This window comes from Kitasatospora sp. NPDC007106 (assembly GCF_040634455.1).
GTDB classification, from domain to species: domain Bacteria; phylum Actinomycetota; class Actinomycetes; order Streptomycetales; family Streptomycetaceae; genus Kitasatospora; species Kitasatospora arboriphila.
On sequence record NZ_JBEYFP010001370.1, the window covers coordinates 1 to 1167 of the forward strand.

1 protein-coding gene and 1 pseudogene are annotated in these 1167 nt (G+C 74.4%); both read left to right on the forward strand.

Annotation, left to right across the window (positions count from 1 at the left end):
- On the forward strand, nucleotides 1–351 hold a 351-nt coding region (locus ABZ641_RS38560), incomplete at its 5' end, for an FxLYD domain-containing protein (protein WP_359989351.1).
- Nucleotides 352–452: 101 nt separating this feature from the next.
- Nucleotides 453–1167 (forward strand): annotated as a pseudogene (locus tag ABZ641_RS38565) (hypothetical protein); the annotation flags it as partial.

Below are 1167 nucleotides of genomic sequence, written 5' to 3' on the forward strand. Positions count from 1 at the left end.
GGCGCGCCGTCCGCGGCCGCACCGCCCGCAGCCGGCGACGCCGCTGCGCCCGCCCCGGCCGGTGACGGCGACAAGGCGAAGGACGTCGAGATCACCAAGTGCTCGGTGGACCCGACCCTGCACTGGCCGTCCGCCGAGCTCACCATCACCAACCACAGCTCGAAGGCGTCGAACTACATGGTGCAGGTCGAGTTCCTCGACGGTGCCGGCACCCGCATCGGGGAGGGCATGGCCGCGACCAACGGCCTCGCCCCCAACCAGAAGAGCGTCCAGAAGGCGCAGGGCACCTCCACGGCCGCCGGCAAGACCTCGTGCCGGCTGATCGAGGTGACCCGGTACGCCACCCCCTGACGGCAGCGGTCGCACCGCCCGCGGGGGAGACCCGCGGGCGGAACGGCATGTCAGTGCGGTGTGAGAGGTTCTCGCCCGTGACGAGCGAGAACAACGACAGCGTGTTCGCAGGACTGGACGACATCGACTGGGCGTCCCTGGAACACGCCTACGGGCCGGCGGGCGACGTCCCCGACCAGCTCCGCGCCCTGTGCGGCAAGGGCCGGGACAATCGCGGCCGCGCCCTGCACGCCCTGTACGGCAACATCTTCCACCAGGGCAGCCGCTACCAGGCCTCGGCCTTCGCCGTGCCCTTCCTGGCCCGCATGGCCGCCGACCGTTCCCGGCGCGGCCGGGCCCAGGCCCTGGAGCTGATGTCGGGCCTGGCGATCGGCTACGACGAGGCGCACCTCCCCGACGGGGTGGCGGTCGCGGCGTGGCGGCGCGGGGTCGAGGACCTGCGGGCCAAGGGCGCGGCCGCGATGACGGCCGAGTACGACGACTGGGTCGCCCGGGCCGCCGACGAGGGCGAGCGCCGGGTCCGCGAGTTCCAGCGCAGGACCTTCGACTACGACCGCCACCTCGCCGCGTACGAGGCCGAACTGGCGGCCTACGACGCCGTCGCGCGGGAGGTGCCCGCGCTGGCCGCACTGCTGTCCGACGACGAACCCGCCGTCCGGGCGTCGACCTGCCACGTGCTGGCCTGGTTCCCCGAGCAGGCCGCGGCCGTCCTGCCGCAGCTGCTGGACCTCGCCGACCGCGAGCAGGTCCCCGCGGTCGCCGCCACCGCGCTGATCGCGGCCGGACTGCTCGGCGACGCGGCCACCGTGGAACGGC